The 25,648-nt window shown below is 70.9% G+C and carries 21 protein-coding genes; 11 read left to right on the top strand and 10 right to left on the bottom strand.

Annotated features, from left to right (window positions below):
• Positions 1 to 84 precede the first annotated feature (84 nt).
• The 4 genes from NE236_RS13885 (at position 85) to NE236_RS13870 (ending at position 3,245) form a co-directional block, all read left to right on the top strand.
• Complete coding sequence (locus NE236_RS13885; protein WP_252842358.1) at positions 85 to 756, top strand: LuxR C-terminal-related transcriptional regulator; 672 nt, start codon at positions 85 to 87, stop codon at positions 754 to 756.
• 166 nt (positions 757 to 922) lie between these two features.
• Positions 923 to 1,630, top strand: coding sequence for an ATP-binding protein (locus NE236_RS13880; RefSeq protein ID WP_252842357.1), 708 nt, complete (start codon positions 923 to 925; stop codon positions 1,628 to 1,630).
• Positions 1,627 to 2,277 carry a response regulator gene (locus NE236_RS44470; RefSeq protein ID WP_252842356.1) on the top strand — a complete coding sequence of 217 codons (651 nt, stop codon included), beginning with the start codon at positions 1,627 to 1,629 and terminating at the stop codon, positions 2,275 to 2,277. The genes NE236_RS13880 and NE236_RS44470 overlap by 4 nt, the downstream gene beginning before the upstream one ends.
• A gap of 191 nt (positions 2,278 to 2,468) precedes the next feature.
• Positions 2,469 to 3,245, top strand: a complete 777-nt coding sequence (locus NE236_RS13870; RefSeq protein ID WP_252842355.1) for a DeoR/GlpR family DNA-binding transcription regulator — start codon at positions 2,469 to 2,471, stop codon at positions 3,243 to 3,245.
• 9 nt (positions 3,246 to 3,254) lie between these two features.
• Here NE236_RS13870 and NE236_RS13865 read toward each other — a convergent pair whose 3' ends face one another.
• Together NE236_RS13865 and NE236_RS13860 are read right to left on the bottom strand one after the other, a co-directional pair.
• Positions 3,255 to 4,055: a DUF427 domain-containing protein gene (locus tag NE236_RS13865; RefSeq protein WP_252842354.1), complete on the bottom strand. Its 801-nt coding sequence runs from the start codon at positions 4,053 to 4,055 to the stop codon at positions 3,255 to 3,257.
• A gap of 109 nt (positions 4,056 to 4,164) precedes the next feature.
• Entirely contained in the window at positions 4,165 to 5,730 is a 1,566-nt protein-coding gene (locus tag NE236_RS13860; RefSeq protein ID WP_252842353.1) for a cellulose binding domain-containing protein, read from the bottom strand.
• Between the two features lie 242 nt (positions 5,731 to 5,972).
• On the opposite strand from NE236_RS13860, the gene NE236_RS13855 reads away from it, so the two are divergent.
• On the top strand, positions 5,973 to 7,316 hold the full coding sequence (locus NE236_RS13855) for a cytochrome P450 (RefSeq protein WP_252842352.1): 1,344 nt from the start codon (positions 5,973 to 5,975) through the stop codon (positions 7,314 to 7,316).
• Between the two features lie 102 nt (positions 7,317 to 7,418).
• Here NE236_RS13855 and NE236_RS13850 read toward each other — a convergent pair whose 3' ends face one another.
• A complete protein-coding gene (locus NE236_RS13850; protein ID WP_252842351.1) occupies positions 7,419 to 8,570 on the bottom strand; it encodes an alpha/beta hydrolase in 1,152 nt (383 codons plus the stop codon).
• Between the two features lie 315 nt (positions 8,571 to 8,885).
• Here NE236_RS13850 and NE236_RS13845 point away from each other — a divergent pair, with 315 nt between their 5' ends.
• Positions 8,886 to 10,100, top strand: coding sequence for a sensor histidine kinase (locus tag NE236_RS13845; protein WP_252842350.1), 1,215 nt, complete (start codon positions 8,886 to 8,888; stop codon positions 10,098 to 10,100).
• Complete coding sequence (locus NE236_RS13840) at positions 10,097 to 10,762, top strand: response regulator transcription factor (protein WP_252842349.1); 666 nt, start codon at positions 10,097 to 10,099, stop codon at positions 10,760 to 10,762. Before NE236_RS13845 ends, NE236_RS13840 begins: the two co-directional genes overlap by 4 nt.
• 25 nt (positions 10,763 to 10,787) lie before the next feature.
• On the opposite strand, the gene NE236_RS13835 is transcribed toward NE236_RS13840, so the two are convergent.
• From NE236_RS13835 to NE236_RS13825, 3 genes are all read right to left on the bottom strand, one after another.
• Entirely contained in the window at positions 10,788 to 11,219 is a 432-nt protein-coding gene (locus tag NE236_RS13835) for an ATP-binding protein (RefSeq protein WP_252842348.1), read from the bottom strand.
• Between the two features lie 124 nt (positions 11,220 to 11,343).
• Complete coding sequence (locus NE236_RS13830; protein ID WP_252842347.1) at positions 11,344 to 13,194, bottom strand: serine/threonine-protein kinase; 1,851 nt, start codon at positions 13,192 to 13,194, stop codon at positions 11,344 to 11,346.
• A 52-nt stretch (positions 13,195 to 13,246) separates the two neighbouring features.
• Positions 13,247 to 14,323 (bottom strand): serine/threonine-protein kinase, encoded by a 1,077-nt coding sequence (locus NE236_RS13825; RefSeq protein WP_252842346.1) that lies wholly within the window; start codon positions 14,321 to 14,323, stop codon positions 13,247 to 13,249.
• A gap of 100 nt (positions 14,324 to 14,423) precedes the next feature.
• Here NE236_RS13825 and lysX point away from each other — a divergent pair, with 100 nt between their 5' ends.
• A complete protein-coding gene (lysX, locus tag NE236_RS13820) occupies positions 14,424 to 17,684 on the top strand; it encodes a bifunctional lysylphosphatidylglycerol synthetase/lysine--tRNA ligase LysX (protein WP_252842345.1) in 3,261 nt (1,086 codons plus the stop codon).
• A 71-nt stretch (positions 17,685 to 17,755) separates the two neighbouring features.
• Positions 17,756 to 18,418: a hypothetical protein gene (locus NE236_RS13815; RefSeq protein WP_252842344.1), complete on the top strand. Its 663-nt coding sequence runs from the start codon at positions 17,756 to 17,758 to the stop codon at positions 18,416 to 18,418.
• 310 nt (positions 18,419 to 18,728) lie between these two features.
• Here NE236_RS13815 and NE236_RS13810 read toward each other — a convergent pair whose 3' ends face one another.
• Positions 18,729 to 19,931 (bottom strand): TIGR02679 family protein, encoded by a 1,203-nt coding sequence (locus NE236_RS13810; RefSeq protein ID WP_252842343.1) that lies wholly within the window; start codon positions 19,929 to 19,931, stop codon positions 18,729 to 18,731.
• A gap of 93 nt (positions 19,932 to 20,024) precedes the next feature.
• Complete coding sequence (locus NE236_RS13805) at positions 20,025 to 20,201, bottom strand: hypothetical protein (RefSeq protein WP_252842342.1); 177 nt, start codon at positions 20,199 to 20,201, stop codon at positions 20,025 to 20,027.
• A 174-nt stretch (positions 20,202 to 20,375) separates the two neighbouring features.
• On the opposite strand from NE236_RS13805, the gene NE236_RS13800 reads away from it, so the two are divergent.
• A complete protein-coding gene (locus tag NE236_RS13800) occupies positions 20,376 to 20,735 on the top strand; it encodes a nucleotide pyrophosphohydrolase (protein WP_252842341.1) in 360 nt (119 codons plus the stop codon).
• A gap of 55 nt (positions 20,736 to 20,790) precedes the next feature.
• Here the strand turns inward: NE236_RS13800 and NE236_RS13795 are convergent, their stop codons facing one another.
• Together NE236_RS13795 and NE236_RS13790 are read right to left on the bottom strand one after the other, a co-directional pair.
• Positions 20,791 to 21,537: a C39 family peptidase gene (locus NE236_RS13795; protein WP_252842340.1), complete on the bottom strand. Its 747-nt coding sequence runs from the start codon at positions 21,535 to 21,537 to the stop codon at positions 20,791 to 20,793.
• A gap of 248 nt (positions 21,538 to 21,785) precedes the next feature.
• Positions 21,786 to 23,057, bottom strand: coding sequence for an extracellular catalytic domain type 1 short-chain-length polyhydroxyalkanoate depolymerase (locus NE236_RS13790; RefSeq protein ID WP_252842339.1), 1,272 nt, complete (start codon positions 23,055 to 23,057; stop codon positions 21,786 to 21,788).
• A gap of 365 nt (positions 23,058 to 23,422) precedes the next feature.
• Here NE236_RS13790 and NE236_RS13785 point away from each other — a divergent pair, with 365 nt between their 5' ends.
• Complete coding sequence (locus NE236_RS13785; protein ID WP_252842338.1) at positions 23,423 to 25,489, top strand: cellulose binding domain-containing protein; 2,067 nt, start codon at positions 23,423 to 23,425, stop codon at positions 25,487 to 25,489.
• Positions 25,490 to 25,648: the final 159 nt, after the last annotated feature.

Raw genomic sequence — 25,648 nt, 5'->3', positions numbered from 1 at the left:
CGTACGCGATATGGGCCGATTACACCGGACCATCTCCGTCAAATGCAGGATCTACGACGGCGCCCCGTACGTCATCCTCGTTCCATGAGGTCCATCCGTGTCCTCATCGTCGACGATCACGCGCTGTTCGCCGAGGCGCTCGCGGCCCGGCTGGGCGCGGAACCCGACCTTGAGGTGCTGCCCGTCGCGGGCGACGTCCGGCGCACCGCGGCGCTGGTCGCCACCGAGGCGCCCGATGTCGTGGTGCTCGACTTCGTTCTCGGCGAGGAGAGCGGGCTGGACGCGCTGGACCTCCTGGGACGCCGCCATCCGGAGGTACGCGTCGTGGTCCTCAGTGGGATCACCGACATCTCCCCCATGGTGACCGCCCTGCGGCGTGGGGCGGTCGCCTGGGTGCCCAAGACGGAGAGCGCCGATCTCGTCGCGCGAGTGATCCGCGGTGCGGCGGGGCGGGGCGGATGGATACCTCCGGACGTCCTCGGCGACGTGCTGCGCCGGTTGCTGGCCTCCGGCGAGGGGGACGGAGGGGTGCTCACCGGACTCACGCCCCGCGAGCGCGAGGTGCTGCAGGGCATGGTGGACGGGTTGAACCGGGCGCGGCTCGCCGAGCGGCTGGGCCTGTCGGCCAACACGGTCCGCACCCACACCCAGAATCTCCTCGCCAAGCTCGGCGCGCATTCGGCGGTGGAGGCCATCACGATCGCCATGCGCGCCGGGGTGACGCCCACCGATCCGCGCGAGGGGCCCGCTTCCTGACCCGCGATTCCATCAGGACGCCCGGATTTCAAGGCCGGTTCACGCACCGTGACGCCATGACCACCTGTGGCCAGGATGGGTCTGGTTGCGGCCACTCACCTGGACACCCGCGTCCTACAGAGTGACCGTCGAAACGGTCACACACTTCTGAAGACGGGGGTCTTTCATGATCAGTGCGCAGGCCCGGTCCTCGCCGCCGAACGCGCCCGCGCGCGTCAGCTGCGTCGCGGGCACCGCCATGCCCGAAATACCGCCGCTCGACACCGAGGCCGGCGATCCGTCGCTGTGGCGCAGCAGGATCCGGCACGACATCCGCCACGAGCTCGGCACGATCATCATGCTCGCGTCCGCCGTCGCGGTCTCCGACGACGTCGGCGCGGTGAGCCGCGAACGCGTCGAGGCGCTGCTCGGCGAGACGCGCTGGCTCGACCACCTGCTCCGGCAGCTGGAGGCGGACGAGGAGGGTCCCGTGCCGGCCGGCCCGGAACGAGTCCGGGTGGACGAGCTCGTCGGTGAGATCGCCGCCGGGCTGCGGCTGTCCTCGCCCCGGCGCATCGGGTACGCCGCCGGCCCGGCCTGGGCCCACATCGCTCCGCTCGCGCTGTGGCGCGCCGTTCGCAACGTCCTGGACAACGCCCACCGGATCGCCCGGGACCGCGTCGAGGTGCGCGTGAGCGTGGAGGCGGGCTGGACGGTCGTGCAGGTCGACGACGACGGCCCCGGTTTCGGTTCCGGGTCGAGCGGCCTGGCGTCTCTGGGCCTGGGCATCGTGAACGATCTGATCTCCGAGTACGAAGGCCTGATCGAGATACGGAGGTGCGAACTCGGCGGGGCGCGAGTACGGATACTGCTGCCCTCGGCGGACCGCCCGTGAAGGTGCTCATCTGCGACGACCACGCCGTGTTCGCCGACTCGCTCGCCCTCGTGCTGCGCGACAAGGGACACGACGTGGTCGGCGTCGTCTACTCCCCGAAGGCCGCGCTGCGGCTGTTGCCGGGCGTTCGCGCCGACGTGTGCCTGATCGACCTGCGGTTCCCCGGCGGTTCGGTGCTGGGCTGCCTGCCGGAGCTGGTCGCGGCGGCGCCCCGGACGAGGTTCGTGGTGCTGACCGGCGGGGCGGACCCCGGCACGGTCGAGACGGGCCTGGCCGCCGGGGTGCGCGGCTTCGCGCACAAGGGCCAGCAGGCCGGTGAGATCGTCGGCCTGCTGGCCCGGGTACACGCCGGGGAGGTGGTCGTCGATCCGGAGACGGCCGGCCGGCTGCCGTCCCGGCCCCCCACCGAGGCCCAGCGGCTCGCGAACTACCTCACGCCCCGCGAACGCGAGGTGCTGACCCGCCTGGTCCGCGGGGAGAACACCGCCGCTCTCGCGCGCAGCATGAAGATCACCCGCAGCACCGCCCGCAGTCACGTGCAGAGCGTGCTCACCAAGCTCGGCGTCCACTCGCAGCGGGAGGCCGTCATCGTCGCCGCGCGGCACGGTCTGGTCAGCGTCAGCACCGGCGAGTGGCTGTTGCCGTGAGCCCGCCGGGACGCCTGGCTCGTCCCCTTCGACACAGCGTGGAAGGAACACTCCCTTAACTCCGGCCGCATGCACATTCGTGCGCGGTGCAGGCGATGTACGATCAATAAAGCTCAGGCGTGGCAAGTGGTCTAATCGTTGACCTGCGCCCTGCCTAACCGCACTGAGCAACGGGCGGAAGGGAGGCGCGGGTGAGCAGATACGAGCGCTGGAACGACCTGCTGTCGCTACTGGCGAGCCGAGGGCGTCTCAGCGTCGAGGAGGCCGCCGCCGAGCTGGCCGTCTCGACGGCGACCATCCGCCGGGACTTCGACCAGCTCGCGCAGCAGCAGATGCTGACCCGCACGCGCGGCGGGGCGGTCGCCCACACGGTCACCTACGACCTGCCGCTGCGGTACAAGAGCGCGCGGCGGGCCTCGGAGAAGCAGCGGATCGCGGCGGCCGCCGCCGAGCTCGTGCAGCCGGGCGCGGTCATCGGCGTCAACGGCGGCACGACCACCACCGAGGTCGCGCGGGCCCTCGCCACCCGCGCCGACCTGCACGCCGAGAACGGTTCGTTCGCCATCACCATCGTGACGAACGCGCTGAACATCGCCAACGAGCTCGTCGTACGGCCGCACGTGAAGATCGTGCTGACCGGCGGGGTGGCGCTGCCGCAGTCGTACGAGCTGGTGGGGCCGCTCGCCAAAGGGGTGTTCGACCAGGTGACGCTCGACATCGCGTTCCTCGGCGTCAGCGGCCTCGACGTCGAGCGCGGTGCCACCTGCCACAACGAGGACGAGGCGAGCATCAACCGGCAGATGGCGGTCCGCGCGGAGCGGGTCGTCGTGGCGGCGGACGGTTCCAAGCTCGGCGAGCGCGCCTTCGCCAAGATCTGCGGAATCGGCGAGATCGACGCGCTCGTCACCGACACGAACGCCGACACCCACGCCTTCGAGGAGGCCGGCGTCAAGGTCGTCCACGCCTGATCCGGAGGGTCAGGACCAGCGGGACGGCGGGCGCTCCTGCGGTTCGCCGTCGATCTCCAGGTCGACCCTCTCGTTGTAGAAGCACACCAGGTCCCGGACGCGCTCGCCGTCGTGCAGCGGCTCCTCGTACGTCCAGGCGACGTCCTCGCCGCCGTGGGACCAGTGGCGCGCCCGCCCCTTGTACGCGCACCAGCTGACGGTCTCGGACGGCTCCAGCAGCTCCACGCGCACGTCCTCACGCGCCAGGTAGTAGCGGACCGGCAGGCCGGTCTCGAACAGCACCATGGGCCGCTCGGACTCGGCGAGCACGGTGCCGCCCACGCTCACCCGTACACGCCGGGAGCCGCGCAGCACGTCGATGCGGCTGTACGGGTCGTGCGGATGGGCGAAGACCTGCTCGTCCTCTTCGTACCAGGCGTCCATCGCGTCCCAGAAGAAGGCGACGAAGCCCTCCAGCCAGGGCGCGATCGGGTCGGGGTAGCCCCACACCGCGTTCTCGGCGGTACGGCCGCCGGCGGACACCGTCCAGTACGACGCCTGCCCCTTCACGGGGCAGTGGGTCGCGTGGTCGGTCGGCCGCAGCAGGTCCATGCGCACGTCGGCGACCGGGAAGTAGTAGACCGGCAGGAGCCCGGTCTCGAACAGCAGGTGCGCGCCGGTGCTGTCGGCGATCGTCTCGCCGCCGAACTCCACACGGATCCGCTTCGGGGTGGCTTCGAAATAGAGCAGGTGACGGGGGGCCGTGACGTCCCCGTTGAACACTCCGGCAGGCTTTCCGGACAGTGGCGCTCCAGGCAGCGTGAGGCTCATACCCGGGAGAACCTCCGCGCCGCGCGAGGAATTCCGGTGGCGCGGTCGGGGGCGGAACGGCCGCGGGGCGGGAACGGCCGCGATGACCGTTCCCGCCCGCGCCGATGGGTCAGGAGTACTGCGCCACGATCTTGGTGTAGTCCCACGGCTGCTGCGCGACGCCGCTGCACGCGTCGGCGCCGGTGCCGCCGCCGCAGGGGCGGTCGCGGTTGACCGACCAGAACGTGAACCGGCTGAGCCCGTGCTGCTGGGCGTACGACCGCATCGTGGTGAAGTCCGCGGTCGTCACCGTCTCACTCTGGTCGGTCGTGCCGTTCATCGACGAGATGCCCTGCATGGCGTACAGCTCGGCGTCCGTCCTGCCGGGGTAGTTCTGCTTCAGCACGCTGTGCAGGCCCTCCGACGCCTGGATCGACAGCTGCCCCATGTTCCCCGAGCCGCCGCCGAAGTCGAACGGCATGATGGTGAACGTGTCGATCGGCACGCCGAGCGCCGCCGCCTGCTGCACCAGGCGCGTGCCCCACCAGTTCGGACCGCTCGTGGTCGTGCCGAAGGTGAGGATCGCCTTGAGGCCGGAGTTGTTCTGCTTGACGATCTTCAGTGCCTGCAGGACGCGGTCCTGGTTGGCCTCGCTCTCGAACTCGGTGCTCTCGATGTCGATGTCGATCGCCTTGAGCGCGTAGGCGTTGATCACCTTCTGGTACGCGCCGGCCAGATCCTGCGCGGTCGAGCAGTGCTCCCCCAGCTTGTTGCCGCTCCAGCCGCCGAACGAGGGGATGACGTCACCGCCGGCCGCCCGGATCTGCTGGATCTTGGTGGCGTCGTCCCCGGTCAGCGACCGGGTGCCGTCCCAGGCGGGGTTGCAGCCGCCGTCGGACAGGACGAACGCCAGGGTGAACCACTTGACCCCCGTCGCGGACATGACCGTCGCCGGGTCGGGCGGGCTCCCCCAGCCGAAGTAGAGGTACGGCGCCGCGGCCATCGCTCCCGGCGGGGTGCCGCCGCCGCCCTGCTGGGTGGTCGCGGTGACCGAACCGCTCTTGGCGGACTCGTTGCCCGCCGCGTCGTACGCGCTGACCTGGTAGGTGTGCGAACTGCTCGCCGCCAAGCCGCCGACGGTGGCACTCGTCGAGGAGACGTTCGCGACGACGGAGGACCCCTCGTACACCTTGTAGCCGGTGACGCCGACGTTGTCGGTCGAGGCGGTCCACGCCAGCGAGATCGAACTGGAGGTCGTACCGGTGGCCCGCAGGCCGGTCGGCGCCGACGGGGCCGTGGTGTCACCCGATCCGCCGCCGCCGGTGCAGGACTGGCCGTTCAGTGCGCAGTTCGCGGGCACGGCGGACGACGGCGAGCCGATGAAGCCGAAGCTCACCGAGCCGCCCGCGGGGATCTGGGCGTTGTAGTCGCGGTTCGTGAAGGTGTAGTGGGATCCGCTCTGGGTCATGAGCGCGTCCCAGTACGAGCCGACCGATCCGCCGGAGGGCAGGTCGAACTCGACCTTCCAGCCGTTGATCGCGGAACTGCCGGCAGTGATCGTGTACTTGGCCTCGTAGCCGGTGCCCCAGTCGGAGGTCTTGGCGAAGGCGGCGGTCGGTGCTGCGGCGGCGTGGGCGGCGGCCGGGACCAGCAGGGCCGCCAGGAGACAGAGAAGGAACGGGATGGTACGTCTCACGGTCACTCCTGGTGTGGCGGGAAGACCTGGAGGGCGGGACGAGCCGGTCGGCAGTCCCGCACGGGACCCCGATATCGATGCACTTACAGGAAACTTTCCTATAAGTAGGCTGAAGGCTAACCCTCCCGTACTCACCCGTCAACGGACCTCGGTCGCCGGGGCGCCCTGAACGACGGCCGGAACCGGCCCTTGGTCCGGGGCAGGCGCGCGGGATACGGTCCTTAAACGCGGGAGGGGAACTCATGACTCAACGACGAGTCGCCACGCCGGTCTCCGATACCGACACCATCTACAGCCCCGACACCTACGTGCGGGGCGTGCCGTACGACGCGCTGGCCCGCCTGCGCGGCTCGACACCGGTCGCCTGGGTGGAGGAGAGGCCGGTCGACGACGAGCCCGCCGGCCCCGGGTTCTGGGCGGTGCTCCGGCACGCCGACGCGTGCCACGTCCTGCGCAACCCGAAGCTGTTCTCGCCGCGCGGGCCCGCGGACAAGGACCTCGGTCACGGGCGCGGCAGGACGCCCGTCGTGGATCCGCCCGCGCGTTCCCGGCTCCGCAGACGGCTGCCCAAGGCGTTCGGCGCACGGACCGTCGCCCACCTGTCCGAGCGCATCGCGTGCCGGGCGCAGGCCCTGGTGGACGCGGTGGCCGAGAAGGGAGAGGCGGACTTCGCCGCGGAGATCGCGGCGGAGCTGCCCCTGCTGAGCGCCGCCGACCTGCTCGGGGTCCCCGAAGCGGACCGGTGGCTGCTGTCGGACTGGTCCGACCGCGTCACCCGCCGCTCGGCCGCCGGGTACCCCGTCGGATACTCCCCGGAGGCCCCGTTCGATCCGGTCGGCTGCACCGGAATGGCCCGCCGGGCCGTCGCCGCGCGGCCGCACGGCCCGTCCGATACGGAAGCGCCCGGCCCGGCCGAGGAGACGGGAGGGGAGCTGCCCGATCTGCGCCTCTACGCCCGAGAGCTGGCCGAGCACAAGCGCCTGCACCCCGGCGACGACCTCATGACCGCCCTCGTGCAGCACGCCGGCGGCAAGAACGGCCCGGCTCCGGACGAAGAGTTCGAGAACCTCTTCCGCGTGTTCGCGGCGGCCGCGAACGACATCGTCCGCGGCGGGCTGTCCGGCGGGATGCTCGCCCTGCTGAAGAATCCGGCCGAGACCGCCCGGCTGCGCGCCGATCGGGGCCTCCTCGACTCCGCGGTCGAGGAGATGCTGCGCTGGTGGTCCCCTGTCATGTGCCTCGGGCGCACGGCCGTCACCGACACCGTCGTCGGCAACGTTCCGGTCCGCAAGGGCGAACGGCTCGTCGTCTGGCTCGTCTCGGCCAACCGCGACGAGCCGGTGTTCGCCGAGCCGACCCGCTTCGACGTGGGACGCGCCCCGAACGACCACCTCGCGCTCGGCCTCGGGCCGCGGGCCTGCCTCGGCACGCACTTGGTCCGGATGCAGATGCGCGCGATGTTCGGGGCCGTCCTCGACCGCTTCGACGCCCTCGAGCCGGCCGGTGAGCCCCGGCGACTGCGGTCCAACGTTCACAACGGCATCAAGCACCTGCCGATCCGCTGGCGGCCCAAGCCGGCCGGCTGACGCGCGCGGACCGCGCCGAGGCCGCCGGCGCGCGAGGACACCACTGGCTCCAGGGGGTCCCTTCCGGCCGACGCCCGTCGCTCCGCGGGCGCCGACGGTCGGTCAGGAGCCCTCGTGGGCCAGGTGGGCGCTCATCCACTGCAGGGCGCTCGGCGTGACCCGCTTCCACGTGTGCGGGTTGTGGCCGCCACCGGGCACCATGATCTTGTCCGTGGTCAGGGGCGCCGTGGCAAGCTGGAGGAACTTCCGCGCCTCCCCGAAGTCACGCTCGCCGTCCTTGCTCGTGGTGACGAGCACGGAGACCGGGGGCGGCGGCAGGTGCTGCAGCCGCCAGATCAGGCTGTTGTCCATCTTGACCTGCTTACTGCCGCCGTACAGGTCGCCGGTCTGCCAGTCCTGCCGCGGGTAGAAGTAACCGGCCATCGAGACCGCCGCGGTGAACCGGTCGGACCGCTCCATGGCCAGCTTGACCGCGCAGTACCCGCCGGTCGAGTCGCCCATCACGCCCCAGCTCCGGTAGCCGGCCGCCACCCGGTAGGTCGACATGATGCGTTCCGGCACGTCCTGGGAGTAGAAGGTCAGCACCTGCGGGCCGCCGGGAACGTCCGTGCACTCGGTGTCCCTCGGCATCACCGACGTCGGCGACGGGCGCATCATCACGATGACCATCGGCTGCACCCGCCCGGCGTTCATCTCCTTGGCGGCGATCGCCGGGACGCCCAACCGGGTGATGAGCTGCTCGGGGACGCCGGGGAAGCCCGTGAAGTCGTACATCACCGGGAAGTGGCGCTTGTTGAACTTCTTCTGGAAGTACTGCGGAGGCAGGTAGACGTACGCCTGGGTGGTCAGGCCTGTGCGGTCGCCCCGGATCTGCACCTGCTCGATCTGGCCGTCCTTGGCGGGGTCGGCCTTGTGCTTCTGCCCGATGGTCGTCATCTGGCGGGCCAGCGGCCGTCCGCCGCCCTGGGGCTTGGTGGCAGTGCTGGCGTTGTTGTTGTTCAGCTGCACGTTGACGGCCTGGTGGTTGGTGCCCATCAGGTCGGACCACGACGCGTAGAACAGGAAGTAGTTGTTCACCCCGACGAGCAGCACCATGATCAGCGTGACCTGGGCGGTCAGGAAGATCCCGATCCGGGCGAGGAACGGACCGATGCCGGACCCGGCGAACTTCGCCCACCACCAGATGGTCACACCCGTCACCACCACGGCCACCAAGATCAGAAAACCGAAGAAGCCCCCGCTCGTCAGTCCCACTGGTGTCCTCTCAGACTCGGCTCGCCCGCTGACGGAGCGCGCCTGAAGTTAAGCAAGTTCTCAGCATGGCCCAATGCCGCGCCCAGCCGATTACGGTATCCGCGAACCCATGCTTCCCTTCACAAGATGCCTGAGTTGCCGGAAAAGTTGCCTTCGGCACCTAGATCGTCCTGCGATGCCACCAGTGTCCGTGCTGGAGGGCTATCGGCCGGTAAATCATATGGTTCGCGGCGGCGTGGGTACTCCCCACGGCGTACGCGAGGTGCCCACCAGGACCGGATGCCCCGGCGGGCGTCCACGACTTAGAGTCCGAATGTGAGCGACGAGGGGACGACGGCCCGATGGCGGCCCGGTGCGCTGCCGGTGTTCGCGGTTCCCCTGATCGTCGGTCTGATCCAGGTGATGGGCTCAACGGGCGCCAACTGGAACATGCACTACCAGGCCCGGCACCTGGACATACCGGCGTACGCCCTGCTCGTCGCGGGGCCGGTCGCCCTGCTCGCACGGCGGCGCCTCCCGGTCACGACGCTCGCGGCCGTCCTGGCGGTGACCGACTGCTACATCCTTCGCGGGTACGTCCTCGGGCCGGTCTTCCTCAGCATGGTCGTCGCCATCGTGGCCGCGGTGAGCACCGGGCGGCGCGCCGCCACATGGATCGTCACCGGGGCCGGATTCGCCGTGCTCAGCGTCCTGGGCCCGCTGGCGCCGTTCGGTCCGTTCCGGCTGCACGGCTGGTCGGCCGGGCACGCCCTGGTCATGCTGACCTGGCTGCTCCTGGTCCTGACCGGGGCCGAACTGGTGCGCATCCGCAGCGAACGGGCGGCCGAGACGCGCCGCACCCGCGCGGAGGAGCAACGTCGGCAGGCGAGCGAGGAACGGCTCCGCATCGCGCGGGAACTGCACGACGTGCTGGCGCACAACATCTCGATGATCAACGTTCAGGCGGGCGTGGCCCTGCATCTCATGGACGAACGGCCCGAGCAGGCACGGACGGCCCTGGCCGCGATCAAGGAGGCCAGCAAGGAGGCGCTGACCGAGGTGCGGTCCGTGCTCGGGGTCCTGCGGCAGGTGGACGAGGACGCCCCCAGAGCACCGGCCCCGGGCCTGGGACGAATGGACGACCTGGTCTCCCGCGCGCGTGCGGCGGGCATCACGGTGCGCACCCGCGTGACCGGGCGACCGTACTCGCTGCCCGCGGGGATCGACCTGGCGGCCTTCCGCATCGTCCAGGAGGCGCTGACCAACGTCACACGGCACGCCGGGCCGGGGGTGAGCGCCACCGTGCGCGTCACGTACGGCGAAGACGACCTCCGGCTGGAGATCGAGGACGACGGACGGGGCGCCCCCGGAGACCTGCCCGGGGGCGGCGACGGGATTCCCGGGATGCGCGAACGCGTCACCGCCCTCGGCGGGGACCTCGTGGCGGGGCGGCGGTCGGGCACCGACGGATTCCGGGTTCGCGCGACGCTCCCGGTGCCCGTGAAGGGAACGGACGCGGGAATCCCCGCCCTGGACAAGGAGCACGATTGATCCGCGTACTGCTCGCCGACGACCAGGCCCTGGTCCGGGCCGGATTCCGGGCGCTCCTCGACGCCCAGCCCGACGTCGAGGTCGTCGGCGAGGCCGGGGACGGCGCCGAGGCCGTACGCCTGGCCCGGCGAGAGCGGCCCGACGTCGTGCTCATGGACATCCGGATGCCGGTGCTCGACGGTCTCGCCGCGACGCGGGAGATCATCGGTGACGACCGGCTGACGGACACCAGGGTCGTCATCCTCACGACGTTCGAGCTCGACGAGTACGTCTTCGAGGCGCTGCGCGGCGGGGCCAGCGGTTTCCTGGTCAAGGACACCGAGCCGACCGACCTGATCCGCGGCGTGCGCGAGGTGGCCTCCGGCGACGCGCTGCTGTCGCCCGGCGTGACCCGGCGCCTCATCGCGGAGTTCGCCGCGAAGGCGAAGAAGCCCCGGTCCGCGGCGGAGCTGCGCGGCCTGACCGACCGGGAGCGCGAGGTCATGGCGCTGGTGGCCGAGGGACTGTCCAACGAGGAGATCGCCGCGCGCCTCGTGGTCAGCCCGGCCACCGCCAAGACCCACGTGAGCCGCACCATGGTGAAGCTGCACGCCCGCGACCGCGCCCAGCTCGTCGTTATGGCGTACGAGACGGGCCTGGTCAAGCCGGGATGGCTCGATTAGGAACCCGGCTCGGCGCGCCCCGCCTTCATTCCACCGATGCCGCGCAGCGACAGGTCACCGACGCCCAGTCCGACGCCGCCCGGGTGGGGAGTCGGAACCACACCGTCTTGGACTCCGCGGCGTACGACACTCCCCAGGCGGCGGCCAGCAGGACCGGCATCAGCAGCCCGCGCCCGCTGACACTGAGGTCGCAGCCCTCCCGGGGCGCGGGCAGCACCCTGGTCGGTTCGCGGTCGATCACCTCCACCTGGACGGAGGAGTCGGTCACACGGCAGATCACCTCGAACGAGGTCCCCGCGTGCGTGATGGCGTTGGTCGCCAGCTCGCTCGTCAGCAGAACCGCGTCGTCGATCGCATCTTCGGCCCCCCACGCCATGAGCGTGTTCCGGACGAACCGGCGCGCCTGCGCCACGGCGGTGCGGTCCGCCGGATAGGCCGCCCGCACAGTCGTATGCACGGGAGCTCCCTTCACGAGTCTCTCGCCTCACCTGGCCCTACATCGTGACAGAGAGTGTTGATCGATTACTCGTTGTGAGAGAAATAGCGCCGGAAGAAGCGTGGTCGCCCTCAGCGGACGGGTGTCACCGGCGGCCCGGCTGGAAGGACGTGAACGCCTTGCCGAAGTAGCCATTGGCAACGGAGCGGTCCTTGTCGGCGGCCATGAGGGAGTACTGGGTGCCGTTGGCTGTGAAGCCCCGGTCGAAGGCGTACAGCTTCCCGTGGCTGCCGGAGTCCCAGCTGTACTCGGCGTCGCCCGCCTTCCAGCCGCGCTCCGTCTCGTAGTTGGGTGGGTCGACCCATTGGAACCCTGGGAGGTTCTTCGGCGCGTCCTCGCCCCACTTCATCCAGTGCTTCACCGGGTCGGCCGTACCCCAGGGGATGGTGTCGAGCTGGACGTGGCTTCCCGTCCGTGAGTCGATCCAGAGCTCGGACTGCGGGCTATTGATCTTGTGCACCCACCCCTTGGGCACCACGAGCCTCGCCCCGTCCTGGGCGGTGACCTCGTGGTAGCCCTTCGGGACGGCAGGGGGCGTGGGCGAGGCCTTGGTCGACGGCGTGCTCGACGGTGTGCTCGACGGCGAGGCCCCCGACGTCTGCGGTTTCTCGTGGGACGGGTCATCGTTCTTCTTCGAGAAGTGGAGGAACAGCGCCAGCGCGAGACCGGCCGCGACGAGGACGGCCCCGAGGGAGAGGACCACTGCCTTCGCTCTGGGCCCGTTCTGTCCGGTGCCGACGGTGGCGGGCCCGCCCGTGGGCCGGTCGTAGGTCCGCATCCACGACTCGTCCTGCGAGCCCCCCGCGGCGTTCGAGACGGCGCCGGCGGCGTTCGAGACGGCGCCGGCGCCTCGTGGGTCCGCCGACGGCCCGCCCGGGTCCGGGCGGCCGGCCCCGGAGGGGACCGGCTCCCGCGCGGGGGTCGGGCCGTACGCCCGCGAGCCGGCTCCGGGCGCGGTGACGGCGGCGGAGGGCTCGTACGGCGGCGCAGGCTCGGCGGTGAGACGCCGTCCGCCCGGCCGTTCGTGTCCGAGGGCCGTGCCCTGGCCGTTGCCGGCCATCGCGGCCGGGTCCGGGGCCGGCAGGGGCCGGGTGCTGTGCGCGGCGCGGGTCAGGCCCTCCGCGACCTGCTCGGCCGTCAGGCGCGTGGCCGGGTCCTTCACGAGCAGGCCCATCAGCACCGGCGCGAGCGGCCCGGCGTGGCGTGGCGGCGGTGCCTCCTCGGAGATGATCGAGGTGAGCGCCGCCATCGCCTCGGACCGGTGATGGGGCGAACGCCCCTCGACGGCGGCGTAGAGCGTGGCGCCCAGCGCCCACAGGTCGGAGGCCGGCGAGGCCTTGTCGCCCCGTGCGCGCTCGGGGGCGATGTAGGCCGGCGACCCCATGATCAGGCCGGTCTGGGTCAGCGTCGAGTCGCCCTCCATCGTGGCGATGCCGAAGTCGGTGATGACCACGCGGGTGGAGCGGGAGATCGGCTCGGCCGCATCCCCGGCGAGCAGCACGTTGGCCGGTTTGACGTCGCGGTGCGTGATGCCCGCGGCGTGCGCGGTGCGCAGGGCGGCCAGCACCTGGGCGCCGATCTCGGCGACCTGGATGGGCGGGAGCCGGTCCTCCTGGTCGAGGACCTCCTGGAGGGAACGCGCGCGGACGAACTCCATCACGATGCAGGGACGGCCGTCCTCCTCGACCACGTCGTGCACCGTGACGATCCCCGGGTGGTTGAGCCGCGCCGCCGAGCGCGCCTCCCGGAGCGTGCGCTCGTACATCACCTTGTGCTCGTCATCGGTGAGGCCGGGCGGGAAGAGGACCTCCTTCACGGCGACGTCGCGCGCGAGAAGATCGTCGTGGGCATGCCAGACGGTGCCCATGCCGCCTCGCCCGATCTGCGAGAGCAGGCGGTAACGACGGCCGAGTACGGAACCCTCCCCCAGTGGCATAGCTGATGACGATACCGATCGGTGATGACGGATCAGCATCGTTTGCCGGGAGTCAGGTCACGCGGGTAAGGATGATCAGACCCAGGAGGATCAGCGCGATGACGGCGGCGATCGCCAGGTTGCCGTTCCGGCCGGAGAGCCAGACCGGCCGGGCTTCCTCGGTCCCCGTGTCGTCGGTCACCGTCTCGTCGGGCTCCGGCGGGGTCATGACCTGGCCGGTGACCGGCATGTCCGACGGCTCGTCCGGCTCGGTCCGTGCCGCCAACGACTCGACGTTGACCGTTCCCATCACCCGCGTCGCGCCCTCCCTCTCCATGAGGATCCGCTCGAGCATGACGGCCGCCTCCGCGGCGCTCAGCCGCGTGTCCTGGTCCTTGTGGAGCAGACCGGCGATCACCGGCGCCAGCGGGCCGGCGTGCGGGGCCGGCGCGGGCTCCTCGGTGAGCACGGCCACCAGGCTCGCCATCGCCTCGGTCCGCTCGAACGGCGACTTGCCCTCCACGGCGGCGTACATCGTCGCGCCGAGCGACCACAGGTCGGAGGCGGGCACCGCCACGCGGCCGCGTGCGCGTTCGGGCGCGATGTAGGCCGGAGAGCCGATCAGCATGCCGGTCTGGGTGAGCGTCGCGTCGCTCTGCGCCCGCGCGATGCCGAAGTCGGTGAGCACGGCGCGGATCGAACGCGTGTCGGAGACCAGCACGTTGCTCGGCTTGACGTCGCGGTGCAGGATGCCCGCCTCATGGGCGGTCATCAGTGCGCTCACCATCTGCCGCCCGATCTCGGCGGCGCGCCGGGGCGAGAGCGGGCCGTCCTGCTTGATCATCTGCTCGAGGGAGCGGGCCCGGATCAGCTCCATGACGATCCAGGGGCGTCCGTCCTCTTCGACGACGTCATAGACGGTCACGACGCCGGGATGGCTGAGCCGGGCGGCGGTGCGCGCCTCACGGAAGGTCCGCTTGTGCTGGATCTCCCGTTCCTCGTCGGAGAAGCCGTGCGGGAGGATCACCTCTTTGACGGCGACGTCGCGGCCGAGCGCTTCATCTCGGGCGTGCCAGACCGTCCCCATACCGCCACGCCCCACTTCGGTGAGCAGGCGGTAACGCTGGGCAAGAAGGGGTTTTTCCGGCATAGTCCATGCACGATACCGACAGGAGGAGCGTTCATTTGGCGTGACGCTCACCTAATCCCCGGTACAAAGAAAGAATGTGCGGCATGACGACGGGGGCGCGATGAGGACGAAGGTGGCGGAGACATGGCAACGGGTCGTCGATGCCGTACCCACCGCGCTCTTCTGGTATCTCCGAGTATCGGGCGTTTTGTCCGTTCTTGCCTGGTTGAGCGCCAGCCTGATCGAGTGGCTGTCCGGCATCTGGCTGCTCCGCTCGATCAACTACTTCGGCTGGTACCCGAGCCTCCCGTACGGCCTGCTGCTCTTCCTGCTGTCGGTGGGCGTACGCCGCCGTAAGAAGGCCGCCTGGCGCATCAGCCTCGTGTTCTTCCTGGTGTTCTTCGGCGTCTGGGCACTCGCCGGCATCGTCGGCGGCGGCGGCGAACTGGCCACGGCCATCGCGTTCGGAGGCGCCGTCGTCCTGCTGGTGGCCGCCCGCGGGCACTTCTCCGCGCTGCCCGACCGCGCGAACCGGCGGCTCGCCCTCGTGGTGTTCTCCGGACTCCTCGTCGTCGGCGGCGTCGTCGGCACCAGCCTGGTCTTCCTCACCGACCGCAACCCGCGCGGCGCCGGGTGGACGCACCTCGTCTACGCCGCCCTGCAGACCCTCCTCGGCGCCGGCGTCAGCGGCGAGGAGCTCTACGTCAACGTGCCCGGCTGGGTCGACGGCATCCTCGGCGTGCTCGGCAGCGGCCTGCTCGTGGTCACGGTCTGGGTGCTGTTCCGGCCGGGGCAGCGCCGCGCCGTGCTCACCCCCGACGAGGAGCTGCCCGCCCGCGCCCTGCTGGCCGAGTGGGGCGAGCAGGACTCCCTGAGCTACTTCGCGCTCCGCCGCGACAAGGACATCATCTTCTCCCCCAACGGCCGCGCCGCCATCTCCTACCGCGTCGAGGGCTCGGTGTCCCTGGCCAGCGGGGACCCCCTCGGCGACCCGGAGGCGTGGGACGCCGCGATCAACGAGTGGCTGACCGAGTGCCGCGCGCACGCGTGGATCCCCGGCGTGATCGGTGCCAGCGAACGCGCCGCCGCCGCGTACGGACGGTGCGGCCTGGACGCTCTCGAGCTCGGCGACGAGGCGATCCTCGACCTGCGCGAGTTCAACCTCGAGGGCCGCGACATGCGGCAGGTCCGGCAGGCCGTCCGCCGCGTCGAGCGCGCCGGTTACACCGTCCGGATCCGGCGGCACGGGGCGATCGGCCCCGAGGAGATGGCCGAGCTGATCGCCGACGCCGACCGCTGGCGCGACGGCCACACCGAGCGCGGCTTCTCCATGGCGATCGGCCGCCTGGGCGACCCCACGGACGAGCGGTGCGTGATGGTCGAGGCGTTCGACGGCGCGGGCCGGCGGCGCGGCCTGCTGAGCTTCGTCCCCTGGGGCCGGCCCGGCCTGTCCCTGGACCTCATGCGACGCGACCGCGACGCCGAGAACGGCCTCAACGAGTTCATGGTCGCCAAGCTCGCCGAGAACGCCGCCGTCGTGGGCGTGACCCGTGTCTCGCTGAACTTCGCCATGCTGCGGTCGGTGTTCGAGCGCGGCTCGGCGATCGGCGCCGGTCCCATCAGCCGGCTGGCCTACCGGCTGCTCTCCTTCGCCTCCAAGTTCTGGCAGCTGGAGTCGCTGTTCCTGGCGAACGCCAAGTACAACCCGGTGTGGACGCCGCGGTTCGTGTGCTTCGAGCAGAACCGCGAGCTCATCCGCATCGGGCTCGCCATGGCCCGAGCCGAGGGATTCCTGCCGACAGTGTTCGGGCCCGGCCTCGACACTCCGACACCCTCCCCGGCGCTTGTGGAGAGGATCAAGTCGATCGAGGAGTCCGCGGAGGCCGCGCGGCTGCCGACGCGCCGCCTCTCGGAGCAGGAGCGGGTGCGCCACGCCAAGCTCGACCGGCTGCGCGAGGCCGGTATCGAGCCCTACCCCCTCGGCTTCGAACGTACGGCGACCGCCGCCGAGGTCAGGGAGCGGTTCGGCGACCTCGCCCCCGACACCCACACCGGCGAGCAGGTGGCGATCGCCGGACGGGTCATGCTCGCCCGCGAGCACGGCAGGCTGATCTTCGCGCGGCTGCGCGACGAGACCGGCGACCTGCAGGTGATGCTCGCGGCGGACGTCGTCGACCCCGAGGCCCTGCGGCGGTGGAAACAGCTGATCGACCTGGGCGACCAGGTCGGGGTGCGCGGCGAGGTCATCACCTCCCGCACCGGCGAGCTGTCGGTTCTGGCCTCCTCCTGGGCCCTCACCGCCAAGTGCCTGCGCCCCCTCCCCACCGGCTCCGGCGGGCCCGGCAGGGCCCTGTCCGACGAGACACGGGTCCGCCAGCGGTACGTCGACCTGATCGTCAATGACGAGAGCCGGCGGATGCTGCGCATGCGCGGCGAGGTCGTCGGCGCCCTGCGCGACCGCCTCCGCCGGAGCGGCTTCCTCGAAGTGGAGACGCCCATGCTGCAGCCGGTGCACGGCGGCGCGGCGGCGCGGCCGTTCACGACGAAGATGAACGCCTACAACATGGACCTCTTCCTGCGCATCGCGCCCGAGCTGTACCTCAAGCGCCTGCTCGTCGGCGGCGCCGGCAAGGTGTTCGAACTCAACCGCAACTTCCGCAACGAGGGCGTGTCCCCGCGGCACAATCCCGAGTTCACGATGCTGGAGGCGTACGAACCGTACGGCGACTACGACACGATGGCGGCGCTCACCCACGACCTCGTCACCGAGGCGGCCCGCGCGGCCAACGGCACGACCGTCGTCGTCCGCGACGGCGTGGAGTACGACTTCGGCGGGCCGTGGCGCGAGGTCACCGTCTACGGCTCGGTGTCCGAGGCGCTCGGCGAGCAGGTGACGCCGGGCACCACCCTGCGCACGGTCCAGAAGCACGCCGACCGGGTCGGCCTCGCGTACGACCCGTCGTGGGAGCAGGGCAAGCTCGTCCAGGAGCTCTTCGAGGCGCTGGTGGAGCACACCCTGCAGGCGCCCACCTTCGTCCGCGACTACCCGGCCGCCACCTCCCCGCTCACGCGTCCCCACCGCGACGACCCACGGCTCGCCGAGAAGTGGGACCTGATCGTCTTCGGTCTCGAGCTCGGAACGGCGTACTCCGAGCTCATCGACCCCATCGTCCAGCGCCGCAACCTCACTGAGCAGTCACTGCTGGCCGCCGGCGGCGACCCGGAGGCGATGGACCTGGACGAGGACTTCCTGCGCGCCCTCGAGTACGGCATGCCTCCCTCCGGCGGCCTGGGCATGGGCGTCGACCGCCTGCTCATCACGCTCACCGGCCGCAACATCCGGGAGACCATCCCGTTCCCGCTGCTGCGACCGGGCTCGTAAGCGAGGGCTCCGACCGCCCGCAGGTTCCGCAACCGGCGATCTCGCTCGGCGAACGCCAGTACAGTCGTGTCGTGAGCGACAAGGACGATAACGTCACACGGCTCCCGACGAGCGAGGTGGAGGGCTACGACGACCTCCTCGAGTTCGACGCGGACGAGTTCCTGCGAGAGTGGCAGGAGGCCGACCGCGTCGCGGTGGAACTCCTCCGGGAGGCACTGCCCGAGGTGGTGGGCACCGCCGTTCCCGCCGAGCACCTGCACCCGGCCGTCGAACGCATCCGCGGCCGGCTGAAAGACTGGCCGTACCGCCACCTTGTGGCGGCCGCCGGCTGGCGCGACGGTCCGCCCGCGGACGACGAGGCCCTGTGGACCCAGGCCGCCGGAGCACTGATCGCCATGAACGGCGAGTCCGGGCTTGGCACCCACGAGGAGAGCGCGCTGATGACCCTGCAGCACGCCGACTGGGCGGGTGCGGTCATCGGCCTGGCCAGGGCCGGCGTCGGCGCCCGCGCCTGGCCGGAGGACCTGTTCGACTACGCGGACCGCTGCCCCGAGATCGAGGGCTCTTACGACCCGGACGACCGTGAACCGGTCGTGCAGGGGTTCGAGCTGATCGTGCCCGTCTGGGAGGCCGTCGGTGCGCTGGACGAGCACCGGCGCCTCACGCCGCTCGGGCACTGGGGCCTGCCTCGCGCCCTGGCCTGGGCCTGGGACGGATCTCTCGACGAGAACTGACCGCTGTGGGCGAAGCCCCGGAGGGCGCCCGCCCGAACGGAGGCGAGGGCCGCGTCGCCGGACCGACGCGGCCCTCTGTCTTTCAGCCGTAGCCGAAGACCCTGTTCAAGGATGGAATGTTCCGGCCGGGGCTCACTAGATCCTGCGGTCCTCATTTGAATCGGGACTCCAGACCCAGTGACGCGCCGCCCTTCTCGCGGCGGCGCGCCCCAGCGACGGATCCGTCGGCCCCCGGCCCGTCCGGATGCGGCCAACCTGCCGCTGTAGTACAGCGAGTGGCGAAGCCCGCCGACCGGCGGGCGCGTGGAGATCACTCCCCCCTGGCGTCGGCCCGCAGATCTTCCAGCAGTACGGGGACGAGGTGCTCCTCGCGGACGGCGCGCCGCTCCCTGGCCATCTCCACCGCGAGGCGTTCGTCCCACGGCGTGGCGGCCCGCGCTCCGCACAACGGATCGCCTCCCGCGCGCACGGCCTCCAGATAGTCCTCGGCGCCCATCCGCCACGGCACGGCGGCGTACCGGTGGACGGCCGCGGCCGTCGTCCGCAGGGCCGCCCAGTCGAAGTCGCCGTGCCACCGGATCCGCGCCCCGGAAGCGGCCGCGGCCGTGAGAAGACGACGGCAGGCGACCGACACCCGGCCCTCCGTGCACACGAGGGCCGCGCAGCGTACGCCCAGCCGCGCGGCCGCCGCTCGGACCACCGCCGTGCTCTGGCAGACGAAGATCTCCCGGTCCTCGGGCGTCGGCGGGCAGCTCATCAGCTGCTGCAGAGTGAGCCGGAAGGGAAGACCCGCGGACGCCGCGTCACCCAGCCACCGGGCGAGCGCGTGATCTTCGGCCACCCGCAGGTTCAGCACCAGGACCTGACTCGCCAGGTCGTCCACGACGACCCCCGCGTCATCCCAGATCCGGTGTTCGACCGCAGGGTCGGACGGCGGCGCCGCACCCTGCCACAGCCGGAGCGCCCGCAGCACCAGGTCGGCGAGCGGAGTGGCGTACAACGCCGTCGCGTCCCCCGTGGCCCACTCCGCGAGCACGGGCAGCGGCAGGTCGTTCGCCGGCAGCCGATCGAGTACGGCCGCGGCGCGGGCGAGGACCTCCCCTTGCCCCTCCCGTACGAGCCGGGCGACGGTACCGTCCCGCGACATCTGACCGAGCCACGCCGAATACCACCCCTCGCCCGCGTGGCGGCCCCGCAACGCGGCCTGCAGCGCGGCGACCGTTCCCGCCGGCCGTTCCGGCGCGTCGATCCGCGCGAGCGCGACGAGCAGGCCGGCGCCGTACGCCCGGCGCAGCATGCGGTCGAGTTCGCCCAGCGAGACGGTGACGCGCCGGGGCCGCTGCCCGCCGCGGTACCGGTCGGTGATGCGGTCGACGACGCGGCGTTCGGCGTCGGTGGGATCGGTGAGCCCGGCGGAGCCGACCGGCTCCCCACCGGTCTTGTCCAGCCTGCGGCGCGCCGCGGCCAGCAACCGCTGCCATTCCGCGGCCCGCAGCTCGGCGAGCTCCTTCATGGGAATCAGTCTGCCCCGCCCGGTCCGCGCCGGACCGGTGGTTCTGGGACGTTCGTGCGGACGGCGCGGCCTCGGGGGCACCGGCGCGACCGCTCAGCCGCCGGCCGCGGTGCTCGCGCCGCTCGCGATCACCGCCGCCGCCACCGCGGCCTGGGTCGCCGCCCGGAGCCCGGCCACACCGCAGTCCAGCTCGGTGGAGCCGACCAGCGCCCTGCCCCCCTCCTCCGGCAGGGCCAGCAGAAGAAGCTCGTCGGCCAGTGTCAGCTGCACGTCGTCCACCTCACCGTCTCGAGGGCGATCCGGACGGTCTCCTACCCACTCGGCGGCACCCGACGAACGGAAGATCGCCACACTGTCCCCTCGACGTCACCGATCCGGCCCAGGGTTCCCGGGCGTGCGCTCCGGGGCGACGGCCGGGCACGGCCGACCCCTTACGGTGGGCTCGTGACGACGGCACTGGAGGAGCTGGCGGTCCGGCTGCGGGAGTTCGCTGCCGCGCGGGACTGGGAACAGTTCCACACACCCAAGAACCTCGCCATGGCGCTGGCCGGTGAGACCGGTGAACTGCTGGCCGAGCTACAGTGGCTGACCCCCGAGGAGTCCGCCCGGGTCATGCGGGATCCCGAGGCGGCGCGACGGGTGCGCTCGGAGCTGGCCGACATCGCCACCTACCTCGTCCGCCTGGCCGACGTACTGGGCGTCGACCTCCTCGATGCCGCCCACGCCAAACTCGACGAGAGCGAACAGCGCTACGACGCCGACACCTACCGCGGCTCCGCTCGCAAGGCTCCGCCGTTGTCCTAATCCGGGAGAAAGCGGCGGGAGGCGGACCGGGTCCGACTCCCGCCGATCAGGCCGGTCAGAACTTGGTGCCGGTCCACGCGACGACGAAGCGGCCGGCGTAGGCGATCTTCTGCCACTGGGTCGCCTTGAGCTGACGCTTACCGTGCGCGGGGTCCCAGATGAGGTAGGTCGACTGGTCCCAGTTCGTGGTGTCGTCGAAGCCGTAGATCACCACGTAGTGGGCCATGGTCGTCGGCGCCTTCGGATACCAGCTCTTCCTGGAATAGACGGTGATGATGACCGGGCCGGTGTTGTAGAAATACGAGCCGCGGACCCCGTCCCATAGGTTCGGGTTCGTGATACTCCGGTATGTCTTGTACTTGGTGCCCTTCTTCTTCCATGCCTTGTTGATGTAGTTGGTCATCTCGCGGCCCAACGCGATCGGCGAAGTGAATCCGATCTTGTTGGTGCCCATCTTCTTCGCGAGGTAGGCCTGGGTGCCCGAGTTGACCTTGACGTCCGGCTGCTTCGTCAGGGCCGAGGCTGCCGCGGCCGGGCCGCACCAGTTGCTCTTCTTCTGCTTCTGGCCCTTGATGGACATGGACTTCCAGTAGTGGGCCGCCACCGTGGCGTCCGACGGCGGCTCCGCGAGCAGCTTCCAGTGGTGACCACTGGCGTCGGCCTGCGAAGCCGCCGCAGCGCCGGCGGGGGCCTTCGGGGCGGCGGGAGCCTGGGGAGCGGCGGATGCCAGGGACGGGGTGGCCGCCGCGACACTGGCGGCGGCGATCAGAACGGAAGCGACACGAGTCGAGGTACGCGCCAAGATTCCTCCTCGGCAAGAGGGTGGGAGGTGCCAAGCTCGGAGGATCGTTTCACTCCGCGATCCGGGCACGACAGGGACTCACGGCTCAATTACTTTTGTGACCAGAGGTCCATCAATTTGGCGCGTACTTTAGTGACCAGAGGTCCCATCCATTTGGCGCGCGGCGAGAGCGATCGGCCTTAATTCCTGGCGCATGCTGCGTTTCTTTACGCAGCATGCGCCAGGGATCTGGCTTTCGTCGGCCGCCTTCAGGCGACCGCGCAGGCGGTGCCGTTCAGCGTGAACGCGGTCGGCGTGGCCGTGTTGCCGGTGTGGGTGGCCTGGAAGCCGACGCTCGTCGACGCGCCCGCGGCCAGGGAGCCGTTGTAGGAGACATTCGTGGCGGTGACCTGGCCACCGGAGGAGGTGAAGGTCGCGTTCCAGCCGGACGTGATCGTCTGACCGCCGGGCAGAGTGAAGGCCAGGGACCAGCCGTTGATCGCCGACGTGCCGGTGTTCGTGATGGTGATGCTCTCGGTCAGGCCGGTGTTCCAGGCGTTGACCGTGGCGCCGACCCGGCAGGCGCCCGTCCCGCCTCCGGGCGGCGGAGTCGACGTGTCGCCGATGAGGCCCATGAACCGCAGGGCCAGTTCGCCCATGCCGGAGCCGTAGATGTTGTGGCTGCCGCCCTGGACGCTGATCGCCTCGACCGGGGCGGTGGTGCCCGTGCCGCCGTATCGGGTGCGGGTCCACGTGGACTGTGGGTGGTCGGTGAAACTCGGTGTCTGACTCACACCGAGCACGTTGGTCCACTGCTTGGTCTCTTCACCGAAGTTCGCGTAGTACAGCGTGGTGTCGTTCGTCCCGTGCCAGAGCTGCATGCGTGGCCGGGGCCCGGTGTAGCCGGGGTAAGCGCCGCGGACCAGGTCGCCCCACTGCTGCGGGGTCTTGGTGACGGTCCCGTTCGCGCAGGCGCTGTTCCACAGCGAACCGTCGGTGGTGGCGAAGCACGCGAACGGCACACCCGCGAACGCCGCGCCCGCCTTGAACACGTCCGGGTAGTCGCCGAGCAGCACGTTGGTCATCATCGCGCCGGAGGAGATGCCCGTGACGTACACGCGACTCGCGTCGCCGTTCCGGTGCTGCTCCTCCCACTGGACCATCGACACGATGCCCGCCGGGTCGCTGTTGCCGTTGTGGGTGAGCGCGCCCGGCGTCGAGACGTCGAAGCAGTGGCCGTCGCGCGTCGCCTCGGGGTACACGGCGATGAAGCCGTAGCGGTCCGCCAGGGAGGCGAACTCCGTACCCGAGTACATCGCCGGTCCCGAGCCGGTGCAGTAGTGCACGGCCACGAGGATCGCCGGGTGTGCCGTCACGCTCGCCGGGACGTACTCGTACATGCGCAGGCCGGTGGGGTCGGCGCCGAAGCCGGTCACCTCGGTCAGCGACGCGGCCGACGCCCGGCGCGCCGACGCGAACCCACCGCCCGCCGCCAGCACCACGGCGAGCAGTGTCGCCAGAATCCTCGTCCTCAGCTTCATGACCGGTTCGGTCCTCCTCACGATGGGGCGGGCTGGGTGGGACGGCCCTGTGCGGTGCGGAAGTCGCCCGGTATCCCGGACCTGCCGAACGCTAAGAACCGTCCATCGGACCGGTCAACGCCGCGTGTGGAGAGGCCTCCGCCACCTGGTGTCCCGCGCGAAAGTTTCACGCCCGGCGCATTGGGCGCGCCCGGCCCGCGGCATGGATCCGCCGGCGTCCGCCCGAGCCCGGACCAGGCCGGATGCCCCGCCCACGCCGGCGACCCGTCCGCTCCGGCCGGGCCGTACGCCGTCGCGTTCCGTTGACAGGCCTCGGCCGGGATCTGAGCATGAGGCGACTTTGATCACCGGTGATTGGACTGCCGATGCGGATTCGCCCACGCCCCGCCGTCGCCGCGACGGTGACCGCGCTCGTCACGGCCGTGTCACTGGTCGGGCCCGCCTCGCCGGGCGCGAGAGCGGCCGACACGTCCGTCAAGGTCACCGTGAACGCCCGAGCGGGGCTGGCGACCATGCCCGACACCGGGCTGGGCGTCAACGACGCGGTCTGGGACGCCGAGCTCGGCACGCCGGCCGTGTCGGATCTGCTGAAGACCGCCGGCGTACGGATGATCCGGTATCCGGGCGGCTCGTACGGCGACATCTTCCACTGGAAGACCAACACGGCGCCGGGCGGCTACGTCGCCCCGAACACCGACTTCGACACCTTCATGGCCTCCGTACGGCGCGTCGGCGCCCAGCCGATGATCATCGCGAACTACGGCACCGGTACTCCCGATGAGGCGGCCGACTGGGTGCGGTACGCCAACGTGACGAAGGGGTACGGCGCCAAGTACTGGACCATCGGCAACGAGAACTACGGCAACGGCCACTACGGGTCGAGCTGGGAGGCCGACGACCACAGCGACAAGAGCCCGGCGGCGTACGCCAGGGGCGTCGTCGCGTTCGCCGACGCGATGAAGGCGGTGGACCCCACCATCAAGGTCGGTGCGGTGCTCACCACGCCGGCGAACTGGCCGGACGGGGTGGTCGCCGGCGGTGACGCGGGCACGTGGAACAAGACCGTGCTCTCCATCGCCGGACCGAAGATCGACTTCGTGGATCTGCACTGGTACCCCGGCGGCGGCACGGCCGCCGAGGCGCTGACGAAGCCGGAGCAGATCGACGACGCCGTCTACCTGGCACGCCGTCAGATCGACCAGTACGCCGGGGCCGGCGCCGACCGCATCGGCATCAGCCTCACCGAGACGAACGTGGGCGTCGGCCAGGACACCCAGCCGGCCGCCATCTTCCTCGCCGACGCGTACAGCGGCCTCATGGAGAACGGCGTGTTCACCGTCGACTGGTGGAACGTGCACAACGGGATCGGGACGGTGTCCACGGTGGCCGGGCAGACCGACTACGGCGACTTCGGCCTGCTCTCCAGCGCCGGCTGCACCTCCGACGGGAAGACCTGCGAGCCGGCCCTCAACACACCCTTCGCGCCATACCACGGCCTGTCCATGATGAACGCCTTCGCCCGCCCCGGCGACCAGTTCGTCCGGGCCGGCACGGACCAGTCACCGGTCACCGCGCACGCCGCACGCCGCCCCGACGGCGACGTCGCGGTGCTGCTGGTGAACAAGGACCCGGACAACGCCCGCTCGGTCACCATCGACTACTCCGGCTTCAGCCCGGCCGACGGCGCGCCGTCCGTCTACTCGTACGTGAACGGCGGCACCTCCGTCACCTCGGCCCGGACCGGCAGCGCGACGGCCCAGACGCTCCCGCCGTACTCACTGACCACGATCGTGCTGCACCCGGACGGCACGCCCACCGGAGCACCCGGGACGCCCGGCCGGCCCACCGCCTCCGGGGTCACCGACCGGACCGCGACCCTCTCCTGGCCGGCGGCCGCCGCAGGCGCTCATCCGATCGCCAAGTACGAGGTGTACCGGCAGAACGGCGCGATCAGCGAGGAACTCGGCGAGACCATCGGTACGTCGCTCGCCGTCGGGAACCTCACGCCCGGCACCCGGTACACCGTCAACGTCCTGGCCCGCGACACCGCCGGGAAGGTCTCCTGGGCCTCACCGCCGCTGACCTTCACCACCGGCAGCCCCGCGACGAGCACCTGCACGGTCCGCTTCACGGACGCCAGCGACTGGGCCAGCGGCTACGTCGCGAACGTGGACATCACCAACAACGGCCCCGACCCGATCGACGGCTGGACGCTCACCTTCACCTGGCCGACCGGCCGGCAGCAGATGAACAGCGGCTGGAACGCCACCTGGACGCAGAGCGGCCGCGACGTCAAGGCCACCAGCCTCGACTCGAACGGAAAGCTCGCCGCCGGAGCGAGCGTGAGCACCGGCTTCGTCGCCGCCTACACCGGCCCGAACATCCCCCCGTCAGTGTTCACCCTCAACGGCACCGTCTGCACCACCGCCTGAGCCGCTACGTCAGGTGTCCGCGCTAAAGGACTTCTCAGGAGACCTCGATCACGCCGAGGTATTAGGCCAGGCGAACCTGAACCTGCGTCGGTAGTTCCGGATCGAGAGCTCCTGATCGCTCCTCAAGTGCGGCCTTCAACCGCAGCGCCTTGCGACTGA

This window comes from Actinoallomurus purpureus, from assembly GCF_024055795.1.
GTDB lineage: Bacteria > Actinomycetota > Actinomycetes > Streptosporangiales > Streptosporangiaceae > Actinoallomurus > Actinoallomurus purpureus.
This window is presented reverse-complemented; position numbering and strand designations above follow the sequence as displayed.

Coding starts and splice junctions, on each gene's coding strand:
- NE236_RS13810 (WP_252842343.1), bottom strand. CDS start 19,931: ATGAAGGAGCTCGCCGAGCTGCGGGCCGCGGAATGGCAGCGGTTGCTG.
- NE236_RS13825 (WP_252842346.1), bottom strand. CDS start 14,323: ATGCCGGAAAAACCCCTTCTTGCCCAGCGTTACCGCCTGCTCACCGAA.
- NE236_RS13785 (WP_252842338.1), top strand. CDS start 23,423: ATGCGGATTCGCCCACGCCCCGCCGTCGCCGCGACGGTGACCGCGCTC.
- lysX (WP_252842345.1), top strand. CDS start 14,424: ATGAGGACGAAGGTGGCGGAGACATGGCAACGGGTCGTCGATGCCGTA.
- NE236_RS13885 (WP_252842358.1), top strand. CDS start 85: ATGAGGTCCATCCGTGTCCTCATCGTCGACGATCACGCGCTGTTCGCC.
- NE236_RS13830 (WP_252842347.1), bottom strand. CDS start 13,194: ATGCCACTGGGGGAGGGTTCCGTACTCGGCCGTCGTTACCGCCTGCTC.
- NE236_RS13865 (WP_252842354.1), bottom strand. CDS start 4,055: ATGAGCCTCACGCTGCCTGGAGCGCCACTGTCCGGAAAGCCTGCCGGA.
- NE236_RS13880 (WP_252842357.1), top strand. CDS start 923: ATGATCAGTGCGCAGGCCCGGTCCTCGCCGCCGAACGCGCCCGCGCGC.
- NE236_RS13855 (WP_252842352.1), top strand. CDS start 5,973: ATGACTCAACGACGAGTCGCCACGCCGGTCTCCGATACCGACACCATC.
- NE236_RS13790 (WP_252842339.1), bottom strand. CDS start 23,057: ATGAAGCTGAGGACGAGGATTCTGGCGACACTGCTCGCCGTGGTGCTG.